This window comes from Streptomyces sp. MNU76 (genome assembly GCF_020982545.1).
Lineage (GTDB): Bacteria > Actinomycetota > Actinomycetes > Streptomycetales > Streptomycetaceae > Streptomyces.
The window spans coordinates 389,127-408,532 of sequence record NZ_JAJKLK010000019.1 but is presented as its reverse complement, the minus strand read 5'-3'; the positions used below and the strand labels follow the sequence as shown (position 1 = coordinate 408,532).

General features: G+C 68.8%; 17 protein-coding genes. All 17 read right to left on the bottom strand.

Translation table 11 applies throughout. The features are described 5' to 3' along the window. Position 1: 1 nt before the first annotated feature. The 17 genes from efp to hisS all read right to left on the bottom strand — a co-directional run bounded on the left by efp (position 2) and on the right by hisS (position 19,398). Positions 2–568, bottom strand: coding sequence for an elongation factor P (gene efp / locus E4N62_RS28300; RefSeq protein WP_220650011.1), 567 nt, complete (start codon positions 566–568; stop codon positions 2–4). A 59-nt stretch (positions 569–627) separates the two neighbouring features. After that, complete coding sequence (locus tag E4N62_RS28295; protein WP_230219230.1) at positions 628–1,734, bottom strand: aminopeptidase P family protein; 1,107 nt, start codon at positions 1,732–1,734, stop codon at positions 628–630. A 166-nt stretch (positions 1,735–1,900) separates the two neighbouring features. After that, a complete protein-coding gene (locus tag E4N62_RS28290) occupies positions 1,901–2,548 on the bottom strand; it encodes an AAA family ATPase (protein ID WP_230219228.1) in 648 nt (215 codons plus the stop codon). Between the two features lie 505 nt (positions 2,549–3,053). Further along, complete coding sequence (aroB, locus tag E4N62_RS28285; RefSeq protein WP_230219226.1) at positions 3,054–4,145, bottom strand: 3-dehydroquinate synthase; 1,092 nt, start codon at positions 4,143–4,145, stop codon at positions 3,054–3,056. Beyond that, positions 4,142–4,660 carry a shikimate kinase gene (locus tag E4N62_RS28280; RefSeq protein WP_230219223.1) on the bottom strand — a complete coding sequence of 173 codons (519 nt, stop codon included), beginning with the start codon at positions 4,658–4,660 and terminating at the stop codon, positions 4,142–4,144. The genes aroB and E4N62_RS28280 overlap by 4 nt, the downstream gene beginning before the upstream one ends. Then, positions 4,657–5,841 carry a chorismate synthase gene (gene aroC, locus E4N62_RS28275; RefSeq protein WP_230219221.1) on the bottom strand — a complete coding sequence of 395 codons (1,185 nt, stop codon included), beginning with the start codon at positions 5,839–5,841 and terminating at the stop codon, positions 4,657–4,659. The genes E4N62_RS28280 and aroC overlap by 4 nt, the downstream gene beginning before the upstream one ends. A 333-nt stretch (positions 5,842–6,174) precedes the next feature. Beyond that, positions 6,175–7,014, bottom strand: coding sequence for a shikimate dehydrogenase (locus E4N62_RS28270; protein WP_230219220.1), 840 nt, complete (start codon positions 7,012–7,014; stop codon positions 6,175–6,177). Continuing rightward, positions 7,011–8,762: an endolytic transglycosylase MltG gene (mltG, locus tag E4N62_RS28265; protein WP_230219216.1), complete on the bottom strand. Its 1,752-nt coding sequence runs from the start codon at positions 8,760–8,762 to the stop codon at positions 7,011–7,013. The genes E4N62_RS28270 and mltG overlap by 4 nt, the downstream gene beginning before the upstream one ends. Then, a complete protein-coding gene (iscB, locus tag E4N62_RS28260) occupies positions 8,755–10,182 on the bottom strand; it encodes an RNA-guided endonuclease IscB (protein ID WP_268269981.1) in 1,428 nt (475 codons plus the stop codon). Before iscB ends, mltG begins: the two co-directional genes overlap by 8 nt. 580 nt (positions 10,183–10,762) lie before the next feature. Next, a complete protein-coding gene (gene ruvX / locus E4N62_RS28255) occupies positions 10,763–11,227 on the bottom strand; it encodes a Holliday junction resolvase RuvX (RefSeq protein WP_230219214.1) in 465 nt (154 codons plus the stop codon). Positions 11,228–11,265: 38 nt separating this feature from the next. After that, a complete protein-coding gene (gene alaS, locus E4N62_RS28250) occupies positions 11,266–13,938 on the bottom strand; it encodes an alanine--tRNA ligase (protein WP_230219210.1) in 2,673 nt (890 codons plus the stop codon). Continuing rightward, positions 13,938–14,312 (bottom strand): hypothetical protein, encoded by a 375-nt coding sequence (locus E4N62_RS28245; protein WP_230219208.1) that lies wholly within the window; start codon positions 14,310–14,312, stop codon positions 13,938–13,940. Before E4N62_RS28245 ends, alaS begins: the two co-directional genes overlap by 1 nt. A gap of 7 nt (positions 14,313–14,319) precedes the next feature. After that, a complete protein-coding gene (locus tag E4N62_RS28240; RefSeq protein ID WP_230220231.1) occupies positions 14,320–14,766 on the bottom strand; it encodes a DUF948 domain-containing protein in 447 nt (148 codons plus the stop codon). A 229-nt stretch (positions 14,767–14,995) separates the two neighbouring features. After that, complete coding sequence (rpsD, locus tag E4N62_RS28235; protein WP_033532580.1) at positions 14,996–15,610, bottom strand: 30S ribosomal protein S4; 615 nt, start codon at positions 15,608–15,610, stop codon at positions 14,996–14,998. Positions 15,611–15,912: 302 nt separating this feature from the next. Next, positions 15,913–17,268, bottom strand: coding sequence for a replication-associated recombination protein A (locus E4N62_RS28230; protein WP_215450973.1), 1,356 nt, complete (start codon positions 17,266–17,268; stop codon positions 15,913–15,915). Between the two features lie 81 nt (positions 17,269–17,349). Further along, on the bottom strand, positions 17,350–17,988 hold the full coding sequence (locus tag E4N62_RS28225; protein WP_230219206.1) for a vitamin K epoxide reductase family protein: 639 nt from the start codon (positions 17,986–17,988) through the stop codon (positions 17,350–17,352). A 147-nt stretch (positions 17,989–18,135) separates the two neighbouring features. After that, positions 18,136–19,398: a histidine--tRNA ligase gene (hisS, locus tag E4N62_RS28220; RefSeq protein ID WP_230219204.1), complete on the bottom strand. Its 1,263-nt coding sequence runs from the start codon at positions 19,396–19,398 to the stop codon at positions 18,136–18,138. Positions 19,399–19,406: the final 8 nt, after the last annotated feature.

Below are 19,406 nucleotides of genomic sequence, written 5' to 3'. Positions count from 1 at the left end.
GTTAGCTGTTCACCCGGCCGAGGTAGTCGCTCGTGCGGGTGTCGACCTTGATCTTCTCACCGGTGGTGATGAAGAGCGGCACCTGGATCTGGTGGCCGGTCTCCAGGATGGCGGGCTTGGTGCCACCGGTGGAGCGGTCGCCCTGGACGCCCGGCTCGGTCTCCTGGATGACGAGCTCGACGGCGGCCGGCAGCTCCACGAAGAGCACCTCGCCCTCGTGCTGCGCGACGGTGGCGGTGAAACCCTCGATCAGGAAGTTGGCGGCGTCGCCGACGGCCTTGCGGTCGACCATGAGCTGGTCGTAGGTCTCCATGTCCATGAAGACGAAGTACTCGCCGTCCATGTAGGAGAACTGCATGTCGCGCTTGTCGACAGTGGCCGTCTCGACCTTGACGCCGGCGTTGAACGTCTTGTCGACGACCTTGCCGGAGAGCACGTTCTTGAGCTTGGTGCGCACGAAGGCCGGGCCCTTGCCGGGCTTGACGTGCTGGAACTCGACGACGGACCAGAGCTGGCCGCCTTCGAGCTTGAGCACCAGGCCGTTCTTGAGGTCGTTCGTGGAAGCCACGGTTGCGGAATCTCCTGGACTGACGTGGACGACCCCGGGCCACGCGCCCAGCCGATGAGCTAGAGCGCGAGCAGCTCCTTGGTCGTGATGGTGAGTAGCTCGGGTCCGCCGTCCGCCTCGGGGCGTACGACGAGCGTGTCATCGATCCGGACGCCGCCCCTGCCCGGGAGGTGGACCCCCGGTTCGACGGTGACCGGCACGCAAGCGTCCAGTTTACCCATGGCCGCGGGGGCCAACTGCGGGTCCTCGTCGATTTCGAGTCCGACCCCGTGCCCCATCAGCGGCGGGAGGCGCTCACCGTGCCCCGCCGAGTCCAGGACCTGGCGGGCCGCCCGGTCCACGGCACGGTAGCCCGCACCGGGTGTGAGTGCCTCCCGTCCGGCCCGCTGGGCTGCGAAGACCAGGTCGTACAGCTCGATCTGCCAGTCCGCGGGCGAGGTGCCGATCACGAACGTACGGCCGATCTCACAGCGGTAGCCGCGATAGGTCGCGCCGAGGCAGACGGAGAGGAAGTCGCCCTCCTCGACCCGTCGGTCGGTGGGTACGTGACCGGGACGGCCGGAGTTCGGTCCGGTGGCGACGGAGGTCGGGAAGGCGGGGCCGTCCGCGCCGTGGTCGACGAGGCGGCGCTCCAGTTCCAGGGCGAGATGGCGCTCGGTGCGGCCGACGAGGATCGATTCGAGGAGTTCGCCCAGGGCCTGGTCGGCGATCTCCGCGCCGATCCGCAGACAGGAGATCTCCTCCTCGTCCTTGATCACTCTCAGCTGTTCGACCGCGCCGCCGAGATCGGCAAGCCGCAGCCGGGGGGCGACCGAGCGGATCGCCCGGTGGCGGGCCACGGTGAGATGGTGTTCCTCCACGGCCAGCGACTCGACGTCGAGCGCCGTGACCAGGTCGGCGGCTGCGACCGCCGGGTCGCCACCGGGGCTCGGCAGCACCTGGACGCGTACGGCCTCGTCGGGCCGGCCCTCGCCGATCTCCCCTCGCGGGGGTGCGCCACAGACCAGGACGTCCTCGCCCCCGCCCAGCAGGAGGACGGCTCCCGCGGGTGCCGCGCCCGCCAGATACCGGATGTTGGCCGGACGCGTGACGAGTGCGGTGGCGCTGCCGCTGGAGTGGCAGCGATCCCTGAGCCGGGCGCGGCGGGCCGCGTACACCTCTGACATGTGCCGAGCGTATGAGCTTCGGCGGACAGCCGCCGGTCGAGCGGGGCCGACTGGGGGCGATCTGAGGGGAGCGGGGTGGCGGGGCTTGAGTGCCGAGTGCGGGTCGGTGGGGGTTGTTCGCGCAGTTCCCGCGCCCCTTTCGGGGCACGGCTTCAGTGGGACGTGGTCACCACTTCGGGGGACTGGCGATCGACCTCGCCAGGACCTCGTCCAGGACCCTAGCCGTGGCCGGGACATCCAGCTGGGAGTTGTCGATGATCGGGAGGCCCGAGCCGTACCAGCCCGCCATCCGGCCGTGGATCCGGGCCACCTCTTCGTCGGTGAGACGGCGGTTGCCCGAGCGCTCGGCGTTGCGCTCAAGGACAATCTCCAGGCCCGGAAGGAGGACGACCGGGAGCAGGCCGGGGCCGACGTGCCGCTTCCAGCCGCCGAGGCCGACAACCGGGCGGTCGGGGAAGACGGCGTCGTCGAGGATGCAGGAGATGCCGTTGGCCAGGAAGTTCCTGGCGGAGAAGCCGCAGGTGCGGCGGGCGAGACGATACTGCGCCTCGGAGTTGTCGTTCCACCCGGACTGCGGGTCCGCGAAGCCCGAACGCACCCACTCGCGCACGTCGTCCAGGCTGATGTGCGCGGTGGGCACCCGGCGGTGGTCCGCCCAGTACTTGGCGACGCTGGTCTTGCCCGCCCCCGCGGGCCCGATCAGCAGGACCGCGAGTGTGGTGGTTGTGACGTCGGGGGCGCCAGTGGCGGGCGGCGGCATGGTCACGGGGCCGCCCGGCGGCAGTTGCACGTGTCCGGTGGCGTCCCTCGGCATCGCCGTCTGCTGCGGGCGGCGGGGTGCGGGTGCCCGGGGCCGCACCCGCCGCGGGGCACCGAGCCGGGAGGGGCGGGTGGGGGTGCCGAGACGGGGGTGCGGCCGGGTGGGCGGAGCCGCCGGTGCGGGGGGGCGGCGGTACGGCGCCGGGTGCGTGCCCGGGGAACGGGTGGCCCGCACCGGGGTGCCCCGGCGGGTTCGCGCCCGGTGCTCCGGGGTGCGGGGGTGCCGGGTGTCCCTGGTGGTTCGCGGTCGGCGACCACGGGGCCGCCGGGTCCTGCCCCGGCCGTTGGGGCGGCGGCAGCGGAGCTCCCACTGCGTGCTGCATCCGGTGCCACTCCGTCTCGTACAGTCACATCGACACTGGCGAGCGGGGTCCTTCGACCCCGCCCTCACCGAACGGTACCGTCCCCGGCCGTCGTTTGGTGAACGGCCGGGGGCAGCCCGAAGTGCCCAAGTGGCCAGGGACACAAGGCGAATCGGGCAAGTGGTGCCCGAGCGGGCGTTACTGGCCCACTTCGCCGTAGGCGGCGAGCAGGATCGCCGGGTCGGGTCCTTCCAGGACGGTGGGCTTGGCCAGACCGTCCAGGACGATGAAGCGCAGCAGGTCGCCCCGGGACTTCTTGTCGACCTTCATCGTCTCCAGCAGCCTCGGCCACTGGTCGTAGCGGTAGGTCAGCGGCAGCCCGACGGACTCCAGGACCGTGCGGTGGCGGTCGGCGGTGACGTCGTCCAACCGGCCCGCCAGACGGCCCAGTTCGGCCGCGAAGTGCATACCGACGGACACGGCCGCGCCGTGCCGCCACTGGTAGCGCTCATTCTTCTCGATCGCGTGGGCCAGGGTGTGCCCGTAGTTGAGGATCTCGCGGCGCCCGGACTCCTTGAGGTCGCCGGAGACGACCTCGGCCTTGACCCGGATCGACCGCTCGATCAGCTCCGAGGTGTGCGGCCCGGCGGGGGTGCGGGCGGCCTGCGGGTCGGACTCGATCAGGTCCAGGATCACCGGGTCGGCGATGAAACCGGCCTTGATGATCTCGGCCAGGCCGGAGACGTAGTCGTTGACCGGCAGGGAGTCCAGCGCGGCCAGGTCGCACAGCACCCCGGCCGGCGGGTGGAACGCGCCCACCAGATTCTTGCCCTCGGCGGTGTTGATGCCGGTCTTGCCGCCGACGGCGGCGTCCACCATGGCGAGGACGGTGGTGGGAACGGCGATCCAGCGGACCCCGCGCAGCCAGGTGGCCGCCACGAAGCCGGCCAGGTCCGTGGTGGCGCCGCCGCCGACTCCGACGATGACATCGGTCCGGGTGAACCCGGACTGGCCGAGCGCCTTCCAGCAGTACGCGGCGACCTCGGCGGTCTTGGCCTCCTCCGCGTTCGGCACCTGGATCGCGACGGTCTCGAAGCCCTGCTCCGCCAGGTCCGCGCGCAGCGCCTCCCCGGTGTCCGCCAGCGCCTCGGGGTGGATCACGGCGACCCGCTTGGCCCGGTTGCCGATCAATCCACCGAGTTCGCCGAGAAGTTGACGCCCCACCAGGACCTCGTACGGCTCGGTGCCCGCCGTACCGCCGACCTGGATACGGGTCACTGTCTCGCTCATGCTTTTTTCAACTCCAGTGCGTCCAGGACCGCCCGGGTGACTTCCTCGGGCGTGCGGCCGTCGGTGGCGACGACGGCCGTGGCGACCTCCTCGTAGAGGTTGCGTCGTGCCTCCATCAACTCCCGCCACTGCTTGCGGGGGTTGACGGCCAGCAGGGGGCGGGCGACGTTGAGGCCGGTGCGCTTGACGGCCTCCTCGACGTCCATCGAGAGATACACGACCCGCTGTCCCACGAGCAGGGCGCGGGTGTCGGCGTCGAGGATCGCGCCGCCGCCGAGGGCGAGGACGCCGTCGTGGCCCGCGAGCGCCGTGAGCACGGCCCGCTTCTCGATGGAGCGGAAGGCGGGCTCGCCCTCGTCGACGAAGATCTCCGCGATCTCGCGGCCCTGCTCGGCCACGATGTCGTCGTCGGTGTCGCGGTAGGCGACGCCCAGCCGCTCGGCGAGCTGCTGTCCGACGGTGGACTTACCCACGCCCATGGGGCCGACGAGGACGACCAGAGGCACCGGGCTCATCGGATCGCGAGGTGGTCGAGGTAGGAGCGGACGTTGCGGGCCGTCTCGGTGACGCTGTCGCCGCCGAACTTCTCGGCCACCGCGTCGGCCAGCACCAGGGCCACCATCGCCTCGGCGACGATGCCGGCCGCCGGCACGGCGGAGACGTCGGAGCGCTGGTGGTGGGCCTGCGCGGCCTCGCCCGTGGTCACGTCGACGGTCTGCAGGGCGCGCGGCACGGTCGCGATCGGCTTCATGGCCGCGCGGACGCGCAGCAGCTCGCCCGTGGTGAGCCCGCCCTCGGTCCCACCGGAGCGGCCGGAGACCCGGCGGATGCCCTCGGGGGTGTTCACGATCTCGTCGTGCGCCTTGGAGCCGGGCACCCGTGCCAGCTCGAAGCCGTCGCCGATCTCGACGCCCTTGATGGCCTGGATGCCCATCAGCGCACCGGCGAGACGGGCGTCCAGCTTGCGGTCCCAGTGGACGTGCGAGCCGAGGCCCACGGGCACGCCGTACGCCAGGATCTCGACGACGCCGCCGAGGGTGTCGCCGTCCTTGTGGGCCTGGTCGATCTCCGCGACCATCGCCTTCGACGCGTCGGCGTCCAGGCAGCGCACCGGGTCCGCGTCCAGCCTGTCCACGTCCGCCGGAGTCGGGTACACGCCCTGCGGAGCCTTGGCGGCGGCCAGCTCGACCACGTGGCTGACGATCTCGATCCCGGCCGTCTCCTTCAGGTACGACCGGGCGACAGCACCGAGGGCCACGCGGGCGGCGGTCTCGCGGGCGGAGGCCCGCTCCAGCACCGGCCGGGCCTCGTCGAAGCCGTACTTCTGCATACCGGCCAGGTCCGCGTGACCGGGCCGGGGGCGGGTCAGCGGAGCGTTGCGGGCGAGGCCGGCCAGGATCTCCGGGTCGACCGGGTCGGCGGACATGACCTGCTCCCACTTCGGCCACTCGGTGTTGCCGACCATGATCGCCACCGGGGAGCCCATGGTGAGCCCGTGCCGCACACCACCGAGGAAGGTGACCTCGTCGCGCTCGAACTTCATCCGGGCACCGCGTCCATAGCCCAGCCGCCGCCGGGCCAAGTGGTCCGCCACCATCTCCGTGGTGATCGGCACGCCGGCGGGAAGACCCTCCAGCGTCGCGACAAGTGCGGGACCGTGGGACTCCCCCGCGGTCAGCCAGCGCAACCTGCTCAACGGTGCTCCTCAGTGCTCGCGCCCGGTACTGCGTCCTGCCTGCGTGTACGCGCGTCCTCGCGTACGGCGACGGCTACCGGGTGCGCGGCCCCGGCCCGCCACCTCCGATCCTCCCACGTCCGGGGCGCGAGCCGGTCACGGGTCCAGCAGACGGACGGGGGCGACGGGCGCCGAATGGCGGGGACCGCGCCAGGTCGTCCCGTCTTCGCCACCGCGCGCTTGATCGCCTCACATGTGGCCCGGCCCGCACGGTGATGGAGATCCTGCCCGTGAGCCCGCCGAGCAGCAGGGCCCTGGGTGCACGGGTGACCTGGATCAGCGCACGAGGAAGGCTCAGTCCCGCTCAGCCAGCGCCCGCTCCCCCGCGGCCCGCATCGCCGCCACCGGCGCCGTCTTGCACCCCGTCATCTGCTCGACCTGCAGAACCGCCTGGTGGACGAGGAGATCCAGCCCACTGACGACGGCACCGCCGTAGGCCGACCAGCGCGCGGCGAGCTCCGTCGGCCACGGGTGGTAGAGCACGTCGAACAGCGTCGTCGGCCGCTCCGGCACCGCCCCGCAGAGCGCGTCCGTCGCCCCGGCCGGAGTCGTGGCGATGACCAGCGGAGCGCGGAGCGCCCGCTGGGCCTCCGCCCAGTCCGCCGTACGCACCTCGACGTCCAGTCGCTCGCCCCACTGCCGCATCTCGGCGGCCCGCGCCTCGCTCCGGACGTACGCCACGACCTCGCCCGTACAGATCCGGGCGAGCGCGGCCAGTGCGGAGGAGGCGGTGGCGCCCGCGCCGAGGATCGCCGCCGACTCCACCTGCTCGATGCCGCGCTCCCGCAGGGCGGCGACCATGCCGGGGATGTCGGTGTTGTCGCCGACGCGCCGTCCGTCCTCGGTGAACACCAGCGTGTTGACGGCCTCGACGGAGGTGGCCGTCTCGGTGATCTCGTCCAGCAGCGGAATGACCGCCCGCTTGAGCGGCATCGTCAGCGACAGGCCGGCCCACTCCGGCCCGAGCTGCTCGACGAACCCGGGCAGCGCCTCCTCGTCGACGTCGAAACGGTCGTACGACCAGTCGGTGAGCCCGAGTTCGGCGTAGGCGGCCCGGTGCAGCACCGGCGAGAGCGAGTGGGCGATCGGCGAACCGAGCACGGCGGCACGGTTCTTGCCGGCGGTGCGGCTCATCCGTTCTGTTCCTTCAAGTACTGCTCGCGATTGCGGTTGTGCTCTGCGTTGGTCACGGCGAACAGCGTCTTATCCTTCAGCGAGACAAAGTAGTACCAGTCGCCTTTGGCTGGCGTGAGCGCTCCCTCGATCGCCTCGTCGCCGGGATTCCCGATCGGCCCGGGCGGCAATCCATACACCTTGTACGTGTTGTACGGGTCATCGATACGCCGCAGCGAGTCGACCGAGCCGGTCGCCAACTTGGATTCACCGCGCAGGTAATTGACCGTCGAGTCGAAGTCGAGCAGACCAGCCGTTTCCGCGTTATTGGGCTCAAGGCGGTTGTAGACGACCCGCGCGATCTTCTTGTAATCCTTGTCGTTGTTTCCCTCGGCCTGTACGAGGCTCGCGACCGTAAGGACCTGAAGTGGATTCTCGAGCTTCAGCCCCTTGGCCTTGCCGACCAGATCGAACTGCTCGTACTTCGCCTTCGCCAGGGCGATCATTTCCTTGAGAACGGCCTCGGGCTTCATGTCCTTGGCAACCGGATAGGTGGACGGGTAGAGGAATCCTTCCAGCGGATCCTTGATGTCGTCGTTGTCGTTCGCCCACTTGGGCAGGCCGAGTGTGTCCCACTTCTTCTCGGCTACGTCCGCGGTGGTGCCCTTCTTGAGGCCGAGTTCCTTGTCGATCAAGACATAGATCGCGCTGTTTCGCTCGCCTTCGCGCACAGTGAAGTTGTTCTGGCTCTTCGGATCCAGCATCAAGGCGATAGCGCTTTCAGCGGACATCTCCTTCTTGAGGAGATAAACGCCGGCCTGAATTCCCTTGGGGTTCTTCGCCAGCGCGGCCGTAAAGGCGTCCACACTCTTGACAACCCCGGCCGCCTTCAGCTTCTGCCCGATGTCCGACCCGAACTCACCCTTGGCAACCGTGATCGTCACGGTGTCGTTCGTGCCGTTACCCGAGTAATCGGGAGCGTCGCCGAAGCGGCTCTGGAAGAACTGGTAGCCGAAATAGCTGACACCGGCGAAGCCGCCGCCGAAGACCATGACGACCACCAGGCAGGCGCACCCGCTGCGACGCTTCTTGCCGCCCTTACCCGGCTTCTTGGACTTGCCGCCGCGGCCCTTCCGGTCGCCCCGGCCTGCGGGCCCCTCCGGCTCGTCGTCCTCGTCGTCATCGGCGCTACCCGCGAAGAACGCGTGCTCGCCCTGGTCCGGCCCGGGGTCCCAGTCGGTCCGTTCGGCGGCTGACTGCTCGGCCTCGGGCTCCGGAGCGGGCGCGGGCGTGGTGTTCGCGCGACGGCGGGCGGGCGGCTCCGGCGGCGGATACGCGTCGGGCGTCCCGTAGAAGTCCTGCTGGCCGCCGCCTCCGTAGGCCATCGCCTGCTGTTGGCCGCCGTAGGGGTCGTTCGGGTCGCCCGGGTAAGTGCCCTGCTGGTGCTGGTGTGTTCCGTTGTTCCAGCCGCCGTTGACCTGGTCGTACCGCTGCTGACCAGGTCCGGGGTACTGCTGCCCCGGGTCGCCGTACTCCTGCTGGTACTGCTGCTGGGCGTAGGCGTCCTGGTGACCGTTGGCCCAGCCGCCGTGGCCGTTGCCGTAGTGCTGCTGGTACTGCTGCTGCTCCGGGTAGTGCTGCTGCGGCTGGCCGCCGTAGGCGGACTGCTGGCCTCCCTGGTCCTGCTGTCCATCCCATCCGCCGTCCCCGTACAACGGGTCGTCCGGATGCCACGGTTCGGAGCCTGGGCCCCGGCCATACTCAGTCATCAGGATTGTCGGCGCGCCTCAGGCCGTTGTTGCCCGTCAGATACACGCCTTCCTCCTCTCTGGTGGTGTAGCCGTAGCCATCAGCTCGTTGCAACAGGTACATGTGGCGGTGGTGGATTCCCTGGGCCGTTCCCTGAGCAGAACGGATATTGAACCGGCCAGTAGCACGTACAGCAACCCGGCCGACCCTTGTACCAGCGTACTTGCCTGCAGGAATGACGGCGCGCACCAAATCACCAGTCGAATAGCCGAAGAATTGCTTGCTGCGAGGCAGCCTCAAACGGGGGAATCCATTTCGGTCAGGACGCGTACGAGCATATCCGCCACGTCCCATTGCGGTCGCTACAAGGACCCTCTCAGGATAGCGAACAATAGTTGTACAGCTGTCGATATCGCCGACTGCAAGCGCATCCAAAGTATGGGACTTCGCAAGCCCTTGATTGATGCGATTATGCTGGGTTCGACCACCGGACCACCCATACACAGGAAATCCTGTTTCACGAAGGCGTTCCATGATCCGCCAACGCGTCGTATTCACAGCGGCCGCATCTTTCAACGGAGCTTTGGCCATACCCAGAATCCGCTTCAGCGTATGTGGGCGCCGACTCATAAATTCCGTCACCGGCTGTGCGCCTTTGGCGCGATTACAAGGCGAGCACGCAAGGGTGAGGTTGGAGATTCGGTCAGAACCACCACGCGCCTTGGGCAGGATGTGCTCCACCTGCAACGGAATACCCTCGGCTCCGCAGTAGGCGCATGCTCGCCCCCATTTCTCCAGCAGGTACTGACGGATCTCATACCCGGCGAGGGTGCCCTGCTGATACTTCCCGGCCTCAAGATGGTTCTTTCCCTCACTCATTGCGTGAAGGTCGAAGCAAACCCGTTCGACGTGAATTTCTATGACAGGGAAGTAACGCACCAGCCGTTCAACGATTGAACCAACTGTGTCCACTCGGTGCTGCAATGAGGGGGCCAACCAGCCATCTGGACGAGTACGATTGTCAAATCGAGGAGCGCGATGGCGAAGATTTCGTGACCTCCGGGCACGCCGATAATTGGCTCGCTGCTGCATTCCTTTATGGATCTGCGCGCCACGGTGTTGGATTTCGATGGCTGCCAGCCCTCGCCGCGCTTTATGGTGCACTGCTGGCTCACTGTTCTCTACTGTGAAGTCAGCAGTCACAGCAATCCCGGTTCCTTTCGAACCGGGATCGATACGTACGGCCACGCCGGACACACTCGATTCGTTGGCTTCCCGATCCTTCAAGCGGATCGCGAAAGGCGTGTGCCGCACCACAACCGCTCGCCCCTTGGCGAGAAGCTCGCGGGCACGAGCAGGATGGCACGGCATGAGCGGAACCCCATGCCGATCAAGCACAGCCACGTAGGCCGCGCCCGAGCCGACGCCATGCCGTTTCATGCTGCCGTTACCGGCAGCTTGCACTCTCTCGGCTGTTGCTGACGCAGCAGCCTCAAGGTGACGTGCGGGAGCCTGGAGGTCGGACTCACGCATCTCCCCTCGCCCATGTTCCAGGACAGTTCCTCCGTGCTGTCGCCCAGAGGGTCCGCAGCCCGTTTCGTCCCTGCTCCCAGGGTTGTCTGCTGCCACGGATTCCAGAGCAGGCCGCTGAGGAAGCACGGCCTGGTGGGTCTTCTCATTCACCTGAAACGTAGTCACCGATCACACCTCCTCCACACGGTGACTCGGGCTGGTCACCCACGGGCCTTCGCACCTCATGCAAGAAGGCCCCAGCCAGCAAGGCTGAGGAGCGAGCGACCGATCCCCTAGAGCCGCGAGGCAGGGCAAGGCCTAGCGGTCATCATTCGGCACCTCATACCACCTCATTGCTGTGCGGCGGCTGCTCGAACACCCACTGCACAATGAGGAACGTTACCGTATCGCGATCAACTGACATTCACTTCGCTACCGAGAAAGGTTTCACGGCCGCCTCCTTGGCTGGCGAAGACAGTCACACGGGCGTTACGCGACAAGTCAGCTGTCAGGCGGTGGCTTCGACGCCCTCGCCCGGTGCTGTGCCTGACGCCCGTTCGGATTCCAGCGCTTGTTGCAGGATGATCACGGCCGCTGCCTGATCGATGACCGACCTGCCCTTCTTGGATTTCACACCCGAGGCACGAAGTCCTTGACCGGCCGTCACTGTGGTCATCCTCTCGTCGATGAGTCTGACCGGAACGGGCGCGATCATGCGGGCCAACTCCTGGGCGAAACCCCGTACCTTGACCGCGGCCGGGCCCTCTCCGCCTTTCAGGGAGCGTGGCAGACCGACGATGACCTCGATAGGTACGTATTCGTCGACCAGCTGTCTCAATCGGCGCTGAGCTGCCGGGACATCGCGTCCGGGCACCGTCTCGACGGGGGTGGCGAGGATCCCGTCGGGGTCGCAGGAGGCGACCCCGATACGGGCGTCCCCGACGTCGATCGCGAGGCGGCGGCCACGGCGCATGGCCGGACCGTCGCCTTCGCTCGTGTGATCCGTGGTGCTCACTTGGCCGTCTCGGCGACCAGGCGCTCGACCGCGTTCACGGCCTCACCGACGGCGGCCGCGTTCTGGCCACCGCCCTGGGCGACGTCCGGCTTGCCGCCACCGCCGCCGCCGAGCGTCTTGGCGGCCGTACGGACCAGGTCACCGGCCTTCAGGCCACGCTCGCGGGCGGCCTCGTTGGTGGCGATGACCGTCAGCGGCTTGCCGTTCACGACGGTGAACAGGGCGACCACGACGGCCCGGCCGCCCTGGATGCGTCCGCGCACGTCGAGGACGAGCTTGCGGAGGTCGTCGGCGGTGGTGCCGTCCGGGACCTGTCCGGTCACGAGAGCGACGCCGGCGACGTCCTTGGCGGACTCGGCGAGACCGGCGGCGGCCTGCAGCACCTTCTCGGCGCGGAACTTCTCGATCTCCTTCTCGGCATCCTTGAGCTTGCCGAGCATGGCGGAGACCTTCTCCGGAAGCTCCTCGGGACGGCCCTTGATCAGCTCCTGGAGCTGGGCGACGACCGTGTGCTCACGGGCGAGGAAGTTGTAGGCGTCGACGCCGACCAGGGCCTCGATACGGCGCACACCGGAACCGATCGAGGACTCCCCCAGCAGCTTGACCAGGCCGAGCTGCGAGGTGTTGTGGACGTGCGTGCCACCGCACAGCTCCTTGGAGAAGTCGCCGATGGTGACGACACGGACCCGCTCGCCGTACTTCTCGCCGAACTCGGCGATGGCGCCCTGTTTCTTGGCCTCGTCGAGGCTCAGGATCTCCGCGTGGACGTCCAGGTCGCGGGAGAGCACCTCGTTGATCTTCTGCTCGACGTCGGTCATCACGGCCGTCGGAACGGCGGACGGGGAGCCGAAGTCGAAGCGGAAGCGGCCGGGCTGGTTCTCGGAACCGGCCTGGGCGGCCGTCGGGCCGAGGGCGTCGCGCAGGGCCTGGTGGGTGAGGTGGGTGGCCGAGTGGGCGCGGGCGATGGCCGTACGGCGGCGGCCGTCGATCGAGGCCTGGGCCTTGGCGCCGACGGTCACCTCGCCGACCTGGACGACGCCCTTGTGGACGTACACGCCCGGGACCGGCTTCTGGCAGTCGCGGATCTCGATGACGGCACCGGAGTCGACCTTGATCCGGCCGGTGTCGCCGATCTGGCCGCCGCCCTCGGCGTAGAACGGGGTGCGGTCGAGGACGATCTCGACCTCGTCGCCCTCGGTGGCGGCAGGTGAGGAGAGGCCGTCGACGAGGATGCCGACGACCGTGGACTCGCCCTCGGTGTCCGAGTAGCCGATGAACTCGGTCTCGCCGGCGGCGTCGGCGATCTCGCGGTAGGCGCCGAGGTCGGCGTGGCCGGTCTTCTTGGCGCGGGCGTCGGCCTTGGCGCGGTCCCGCTGCTCCTTCATCAGACGGCGGAAGCCGTCCTCGTCCACGGAGAGGCCCTGTTCGGCGGCCATCTCCAGGGTGAGGTCGATCGGGAAGCCCCAGGTGTCGTGGAGCAGGAAGGCCTTGTCACCGGCGAGGACCCGGCCACCGGTGGCCTTGGTCTCGGTCACGGCGGTGTCGAGGATGTTGGTGCCGGCCTTCAACGTCTTGAGGAAGGCGTTCTCCTCGGCGAGGGCCACCTTCTCGATGCGCTCGCGGTCGGTGATCAGCTCGGGGTACTGCTGACCCATCATGCCGATGACGACGTCGATGAGGTCCTTGACGACCGGGCCGGTGGCGCCGAGGAGGCGCATGTTGCGGATGGCGCGGCGCATGATGCGGCGCAGGACGTAACCACGGCCCTCGTTGCCGGGGGTGACGCCGTCGCCGATGAGCATCACGGCGGTGCGGATGTGGTCGGTGACCACACGCAGGGAGACGTCGGAGTCCTTGGCGTCGCCGTAGCGGACGCCGGTCAGCTCGGTGGCCTTGTTGATGACCGCCATGGAGGTGTCGATCTCGTACATGTTCTGCACGCCCTGCAGAATCATGGCGAGGCGCTCCAGGCCGAGGCCCGTGTCGATGTTCTTGCTGGGCAGCTCGCCGAGGATCTCGAAGTCCTCCTTCGAGGTGCCCTCGCCGCGCTCGTACTGCATGAAGACCAGGTTCCAGATCTCCACGTACCGCTCGTCGTTGACGGCGGGGCCGCCCTCGACGCCGAACTCCGGACCGCGGTCGTAGTTGATCTCGGAACACGGGCCGCACGGGCCGGGGACGCCCATGGACCAGTAGTTGTCCTTCATGCCGAGGCGCTGGATGCGCTCCTTGGGCACGCCGATCTGCTCGTGCCAGATGCGCTCGGCCTCGTCGTCGTCCTTGTAGACGGTGATCCAGAGCTTCTCCGGCTCCAGGCCGTAACCACCCTTGTCCTGGGGGCTGGTGAGCAGCTCCCAGGCGTGCTTGATGGCGCCTTCCTTGAAGTAGTCGCCGAAGGAGAAGTTGCCGCACATCTGGAAGAACGTGCCGTGCCGGGTGGTCTTGCCGACCTCTTCGATGTCAGGCGTGCGGACGCACTTCTGGACGCTGGTGGCGCGGGCGAAGGAGGGCTTGACCTCACCCAGGAAGTACGGCTTGAAGGGGACCATGCCCGCGTTGACCAGGAGCAGAGTCGGGTCGTCCGCGATGAGCGACGCCGAAGGGACAACGGTGTGACCGCGCTCCTCGAAGAAGCTCAACCAGCGGCGACGAATCTCGGCCGACTCCATCAGTGGTCCTCATTCCGGTTGTACGGGTACGACGAGTTGTCGGCGTACCGCGGATTCCTGCTGTACTTCGGGGTGTTGCTGTTCTCGATGGCGACGACGCGCCGTGGGGCCGGAAGCTCCGGGTACGTGTCGGGGTTGGCCTCGATGCCGAGTGCCTCGCCCAACTCGGCCTCCCGCTGGGCCATGTTGTCGCGGACGTCGAGCGCGAAGTGCACGGCCCGGTCCTTGATCCTGTGGCCCGCCTCGACCGCCTTGTGCGCGGCCTGGGTGGCGAGGTGCTCGGGGGTGAGCTGCTTCAGCTTGCGGTTGACCTTGGTGGTGGCCCACACTCCGGCGGCGACCCCTGTGGTGAACCAGAACGTACGGCGGAACATCGCTCGGTCAGTCCTTCTTTCCACGGGTGTCACGCCTGCTCCGGCGCGTGCCCGGAACGGTGCGTCCCACGATCACGGTACGACGCCGCTCCTCGGCGGGCTCGCCCTCCCGGCGGCCGCCCATGGCCCGGCGTACGCCGTAGCCGAAGGCAGCGACCTTCACGAGGGGGCCGCCGAAGGTGGACGCGACGGTCGTGGAGAGCGCCGAGGCGTTCGACGTGACCTCCTGGACGTCGGACGCGATGGCGTCGACCCGCTCGATCTGGGTCTGCGCGGAGCGGACCGCGGTGGACGCTTCGGCGAGGAGGGGGACGGCCTGGTCGGTCACGTCCGCGACGAGCTTGGTGGTCGCCTTGAGCGTCTGGGCCAGCCTCGCCAGCGCGACGGCGAGGAAGGAGACCAGGATCGCCCAGAAGACGGCCACCAGGATCCCGGCCACCTCTCCACCGGACACTGTCTGCACCCGCTCCCTGGAACATGCCTGAACGTCGAAAGTCGTGTCCCGAGCCTATCGCGCCGCGGCGATCGCTCAGTACCGCATTAGTGCCCAGCGCGGAGACCGCCGCCGACTCGCCGCGATCTCGCCGTAGCAAGGCGAGAGCCCGCCGTCCCGCCCGCCAAGAGGGCGGGGGGGACGACGGGCTGACGCTCGGTGCGTATGTACTACGTCCGTCGAAAGAGGATCAACGGGCGTAGTACTCGACGACGAGCTGCTCGTCGCAGATGACCGGGATCTCCTTGCGGTTCGGGTCGCGGTCCAGACGGAAGGCCAGGGCCTTCAGGTTCACCTGGAGGTAGCGCGGGGTCTCGCCGTCGGCGGCGAAGCCACCCTCGCGGGCGACCTCGAACAGCGGCTTCTGACGGCTGCGCTCACGGACCATGACGACGTCGTCCGGCTTGACGCGGAAGGACGGCTTGTCGACCTTGTGGCCGTTGACCTCGATGTGGCCGTGGACGACCATCTGGCGGGCCTGGTAGATCGTGCGGGCGATGCCCGAACGCAGGACCAGCGCGTCGAGACGGCGCTCGAGCTCGATGATCAGGGCCTCGCCGGTCTTGCCCTGGACCTTGGAGGCACGCTCGTAGGCGCGGACGAGCTGGCGCTCGGACACGTCGTACTGCGCGCGCAGACGCTGCTTCTCGAGCAGACGGACCTTGTAGTCCGAGTTCTGCTTGCGGCCACGGCCGTGCTCACCCGGCGGGTAGGGGCGGGCCTCGAAGTACTTGACGGCCTTCGGGGTCAGCGCGATGCCGAGGGCACGCGACTTCTTGACCTTGGGGCGGGACTGGTTCGCCACTTCTTTTCCTTTTCCTTCAATTCGGCTGCCTCAGGGTTACGGGAGGTCGCATCCGCAGCCGGGGAATCCCGTCAGGTCCGCGAGGGACATGTCGGGTAGCCGCTCCCCTGGTCTGGGCACATACGTGCAGCACACGAACGGCCCACCGACCGGTCCCGGTAATCCGAGTGGTGGTGGGCTGCCCGCGACACCTACGACGGTGCGCGACGCTCCTGGATCCGAAGATCCGGCTGGATGTCCCGCCTGAGGCGCCGACCGGAGCCGGACACGGGACGCAGCACTGTGGAGGAGTCTACAGGGGTTCAGGACTGCTTCCGACCGAGGTTCTTCCTGGTCCACTCCACCGCGTCGGCGTACCGGGCCTCGGCGCCGTGCCGGGTCGGGGTGTAGTACTCCCGCTCCTTGATGGCGTCCGGTGCGTACTGCTGGGCTGCGATGCCCTCGGGCAGGTCGTGCGGGTACACATACCCCTGGGCGTGGCCGAGTTTGGCCGCGCCCTTGTAGTGCCCGTCCCGCAGATGCGGGGGCACGGGACCGGCCAGGCCCTTCCTCACGTCCTCCATGGCCGCGCCGATGGCGGTCGTCGCCGCGTTGGACTTCGGGGCCAGGGCGAGGGCGATGGTGGCGTGGCTGAGGGTGAGCGCCGCCTCGGGGAAGCCGATCATGGCGACGGCCTGGGCGGCGGCGACGGCTATGGGCAACGCGTTCGGATCGGCCAGGCCGATGTCCTCGCTGGCGGAGATCATCAGTCGTCGGGCGATGAACCGGGGGTCCTCACCGGCCTCGATCATCCGCGCCAGGTAGTGCAGCGCGGCGTCCACGTCCGAACCGCGGATGGACTTGATCAGGGCGCTGGCCACGTCGTAGTGCTGGTCGCCGTCGCGGTCGTACTTCACGGCGGCGCGGTCGACGGTCTCCTCCAGCGTCTGGAGACCGATCTCCCCCTCCCCCTTGTCGAGAGCCGCGCCGGCCGCGGCCTCCAGGGCGGTCAGGGCACGGCGGGCGTCGCCGCCGGCGATCCGCAGGAGGTGCGCCTCGGTGTCCTCGGGGAGGGTGACGGCGCCTTTCAGGCCGCGCTCGTCGGTGAGGGCGCGCTGGAGCAGCCCGCGCAGGTCGTCGTCGGTGAGCGGTTCGAGGGTGAGGAGCAGGGAGCGGGACAGCAGCGGGGAGATCACCGAGAAGTACGGGTTCTCCGTGGTCGCCGCGATCAGGGTGACCCAGCGGTTCTCGACGGCCGGGAGGAGGGAGTCCTGCTGGGCCTTGCTGAAGCGGTGGATCTCGTCGAGGAAGAGGACGGTCTCCTTGCCGAAGCCGCCGGTGGCACGACGGGCGCCCTCGATCACCGCGCGGACCTCCTTGACTCCGGCCGTGATCGCGGAGAGCTCCACGAACCGCTTGTTGGTGGCCTTGGAGACGACGTACGCCAGGGTCGTCTTGCCGGTGCCGGGCGGGCCCCAGAGGATCACCGAGGAGGGGCCGGCGGGGCCGCCGCCGGACTCGCCGACCAGTCTGCGCAGGGGCGAGCCGGGCTTCAGCAGGTGCTGCTGGCCCACGACCTCGTCCAGGGTGCGCGGGCGCATCCGTACGGCCAGAGGGCTGGCGGCCGGGTCCTTCTCCTGGCGTTCTTCTGCGGCGGCGGTGAACAGATCGGGCTCCACACGGAAAACCCTATGTCACGCCACTGACAGTCCGGCCGGCCCGGCGTCGGACCCGGCGGCCGCCCCCGGGAGGAGCCGCCGTCAGCTGGTCCAGAAGTCCCACCAGCGGGTCAGGATCAGCATGCCGATGATGCCGATGTGCATCACGGGCAGGACCCAGGTGAACTCGGCGAAGAAGCCCTTCAGCCAGCCGGGGGCGGGCAGGAACCCGTTGCGGATGTTGGAGGACGTGACGTACCAGAACATCAGGATGGTGGCGACCCAGGCGAGGCAGCACCACAGGCAGAGCGAGTTGATGTTGTACAGCGACTGGTACTGCAGCCAGGTCACGAAGCCGATGCCGAAGGCGGTGCCCGCGTTGAAGGTCAGCCAGTACCAGCGCGGGTAGGTGGCACGGGCGAGCAGGCTCACGCCGACGCAGATGACCATGCCGTAGGCGACGAGCCCGAGCATCGGGTTGGGGAACCCGAAGACGGACGCCTGGTCGCTCTTCATGATGTTGCCGCAGGAGACGACCGGGTTGAGGCTGCACCCGGGGGTGAAGTTCGGGTCCTCCAGCAGCTTGAACTTGTCGAGCGTGATGACCCAGGAGGCGAGCAGCCCGGCCGCACCGGTGATCAGCAGCAGGACCGCGAAGGCCCGGCTTCCACCCACCGTGCGCGGGGCCTCGGTGCGTTCCCGGTCGGTGGTCGAGACGTCCCTGACTGTCGTCCTGCTCATCACGTCGATTCCGTCGATTCCATAGCGTCGAAGGGGCCGCTGGGGCACGGTCATTGTGCCGTACACCCTCGCGCGCGCAGCGTTCGCTGGACGTAAAAGTCGCCCCCGCCCCCCGTAAAGGGCGACGAGGGCGACAACGGTTCGAACTCAGCCCAGTCGGGCCTCCAGCTCGGCCACGATCTCGTTCACGCCGACGGAGACCTGCTCCCCCGACTCCATGTCCTTGAGCTGGACGACGCCCTCGGCGAGGTCGCGTTCGCCGGCCACGACCGTGTAGCGCGCGCCGCTGCGGTTGGCGTTCTTCATCGCGCCCTTCAGGCCCTTGCCGCCGTAGGCGAAGTCGGCCGCGATGCCCACCTTGCGCAGTTCGGTGACCTTGCCGAACAGCAGCCGGCGGGCCGCGTCGCCGAGCGGGACGGCGAACACGCTGGTGGCGGCGGGGAGTTCGAGCTCGACGCCCTCCGCCTCCAGGGCGAGGACGGTCCGGTCGACGCCGAGCGCCCAGCCGACCGAGGGCAGCGCGGGGCCGCCGATCATCTCGGAGAGGCCGTCGTAGCGGCCGCCGCCGCCCACCGCGGACTGCGAGCCCAGACCGTCGTGGACGAACTCGAAGGTCGTCCGGGTGTAGTAGTCGAGGCCGCGCACCAGCTTGAGGTCGTCCTCGAAGGCGACGCCCGCCGCCGTGATCAGCTCGCGGACCTCCTCGTGGTACGCCTTGCAGGCGTCGCAGAGGTAGTCGCGCAGCAGGGGGGCGTCCCCGAGCTGCTTCTGGACCGACTCGCGCTTGTCGTCGAGGACGCGCAGCGGGTTGATCTCCGCGCGGCGGAGCGTGTCCTCGTCGAGATCGAGGCCGCGCAGGAACTCCTGCAGCGCCGCCCGGTAGACGGGACGGCACTCCTTGTCGCCCAGGCTGTTGAGCAGGATGCGGAAGTTCCTGAGGCCCAGCGAGCGGTACGCCTGGTCCGCCAGGATGATCAACTCGGCGTCCAGGGCCGGGTCCTCGGCGCCGATCGCCTCGGCGCCCACCTGGGAGAAGTGGCGGTAGCGGCCCTTCTGGGGGCGCTCGTAGCGGTAGTACGAGCCGGAGTACCAGAGCTTGACCGGGAGGTTGCCGACCTTGTGGAGGTTGGCCTCCAGTGCGGCGCGCAGCACGGAGGCGGTGCCCTCGGGCCGCAGGGCGAGCCTGTCACCGCCCTTGGTCTCGAAGGCGTACATCTCCTTGGTCACGATGTCGGTGGACTCGCCCACACCGCGCGCGAACAGTTCGACGCTCTCGAAGCCGGGCGTCTCGATGTACCCGTAGCCGGAGTCGCGCAGCGGCGCGGCGATGGCCTCACGGACGGCCAGGTACTTGGCGCTGTCCGGGGGCAGCAGGTCGTACGTGCCCTTGGGGGCCTGAAAGGTGCTCACGGAAGGTC

Bases quoted from the DNA above. Each gene is read 5' to 3' on its own strand.
- mltG (WP_230219216.1), bottom strand. From the start codon at position 8,762: ATGACTGAGTATGGCCGGGGCCCAGGCTCCGAACCGTGGCATCCGGAC.
- alaS (WP_230219210.1), bottom strand. From the start codon at position 13,938: ATGGAGTCGGCCGAGATTCGTCGCCGCTGGTTGAGCTTCTTCGAGGAG.
- E4N62_RS28270 (WP_230219220.1), bottom strand. From the start codon at position 7,014: ATGAGCCGCACCGCCGGCAAGAACCGTGCCGCCGTGCTCGGTTCGCCG.
- E4N62_RS28295 (WP_230219230.1), bottom strand. From the start codon at position 1,734: ATGTCAGAGGTGTACGCGGCCCGCCGCGCCCGGCTCAGGGATCGCTGC.
- ruvX (WP_230219214.1), bottom strand. From the start codon at position 11,227: ATGCGCCGTGGCCGCCGCCTCGCGATCGACGTCGGGGACGCCCGTATC.
- E4N62_RS28225 (WP_230219206.1), bottom strand. From the start codon at position 17,988: ATGAGCAGGACGACAGTCAGGGACGTCTCGACCACCGACCGGGAACGC.
- iscB (WP_268269981.1), bottom strand. From the start codon at position 10,182: ATGAAACGGCATGGCGTCGGCTCGGGCGCGGCCTACGTGGCTGTGCTT.
- aroB (WP_230219226.1), bottom strand. From the start codon at position 4,145: ATGAGCGAGACAGTGACCCGTATCCAGGTCGGCGGTACGGCGGGCACC.
- E4N62_RS28280 (WP_230219223.1), bottom strand. From the start codon at position 4,660: ATGAGCCCGGTGCCTCTGGTCGTCCTCGTCGGCCCCATGGGCGTGGGT.
- E4N62_RS28290 (WP_230219228.1), bottom strand. From the start codon at position 2,548: ATGCCGAGGGACGCCACCGGACACGTGCAACTGCCGCCGGGCGGCCCC.
- E4N62_RS28245 (WP_230219208.1), bottom strand. From the start codon at position 14,312: ATGTTCCGCCGTACGTTCTGGTTCACCACAGGGGTCGCCGCCGGAGTG.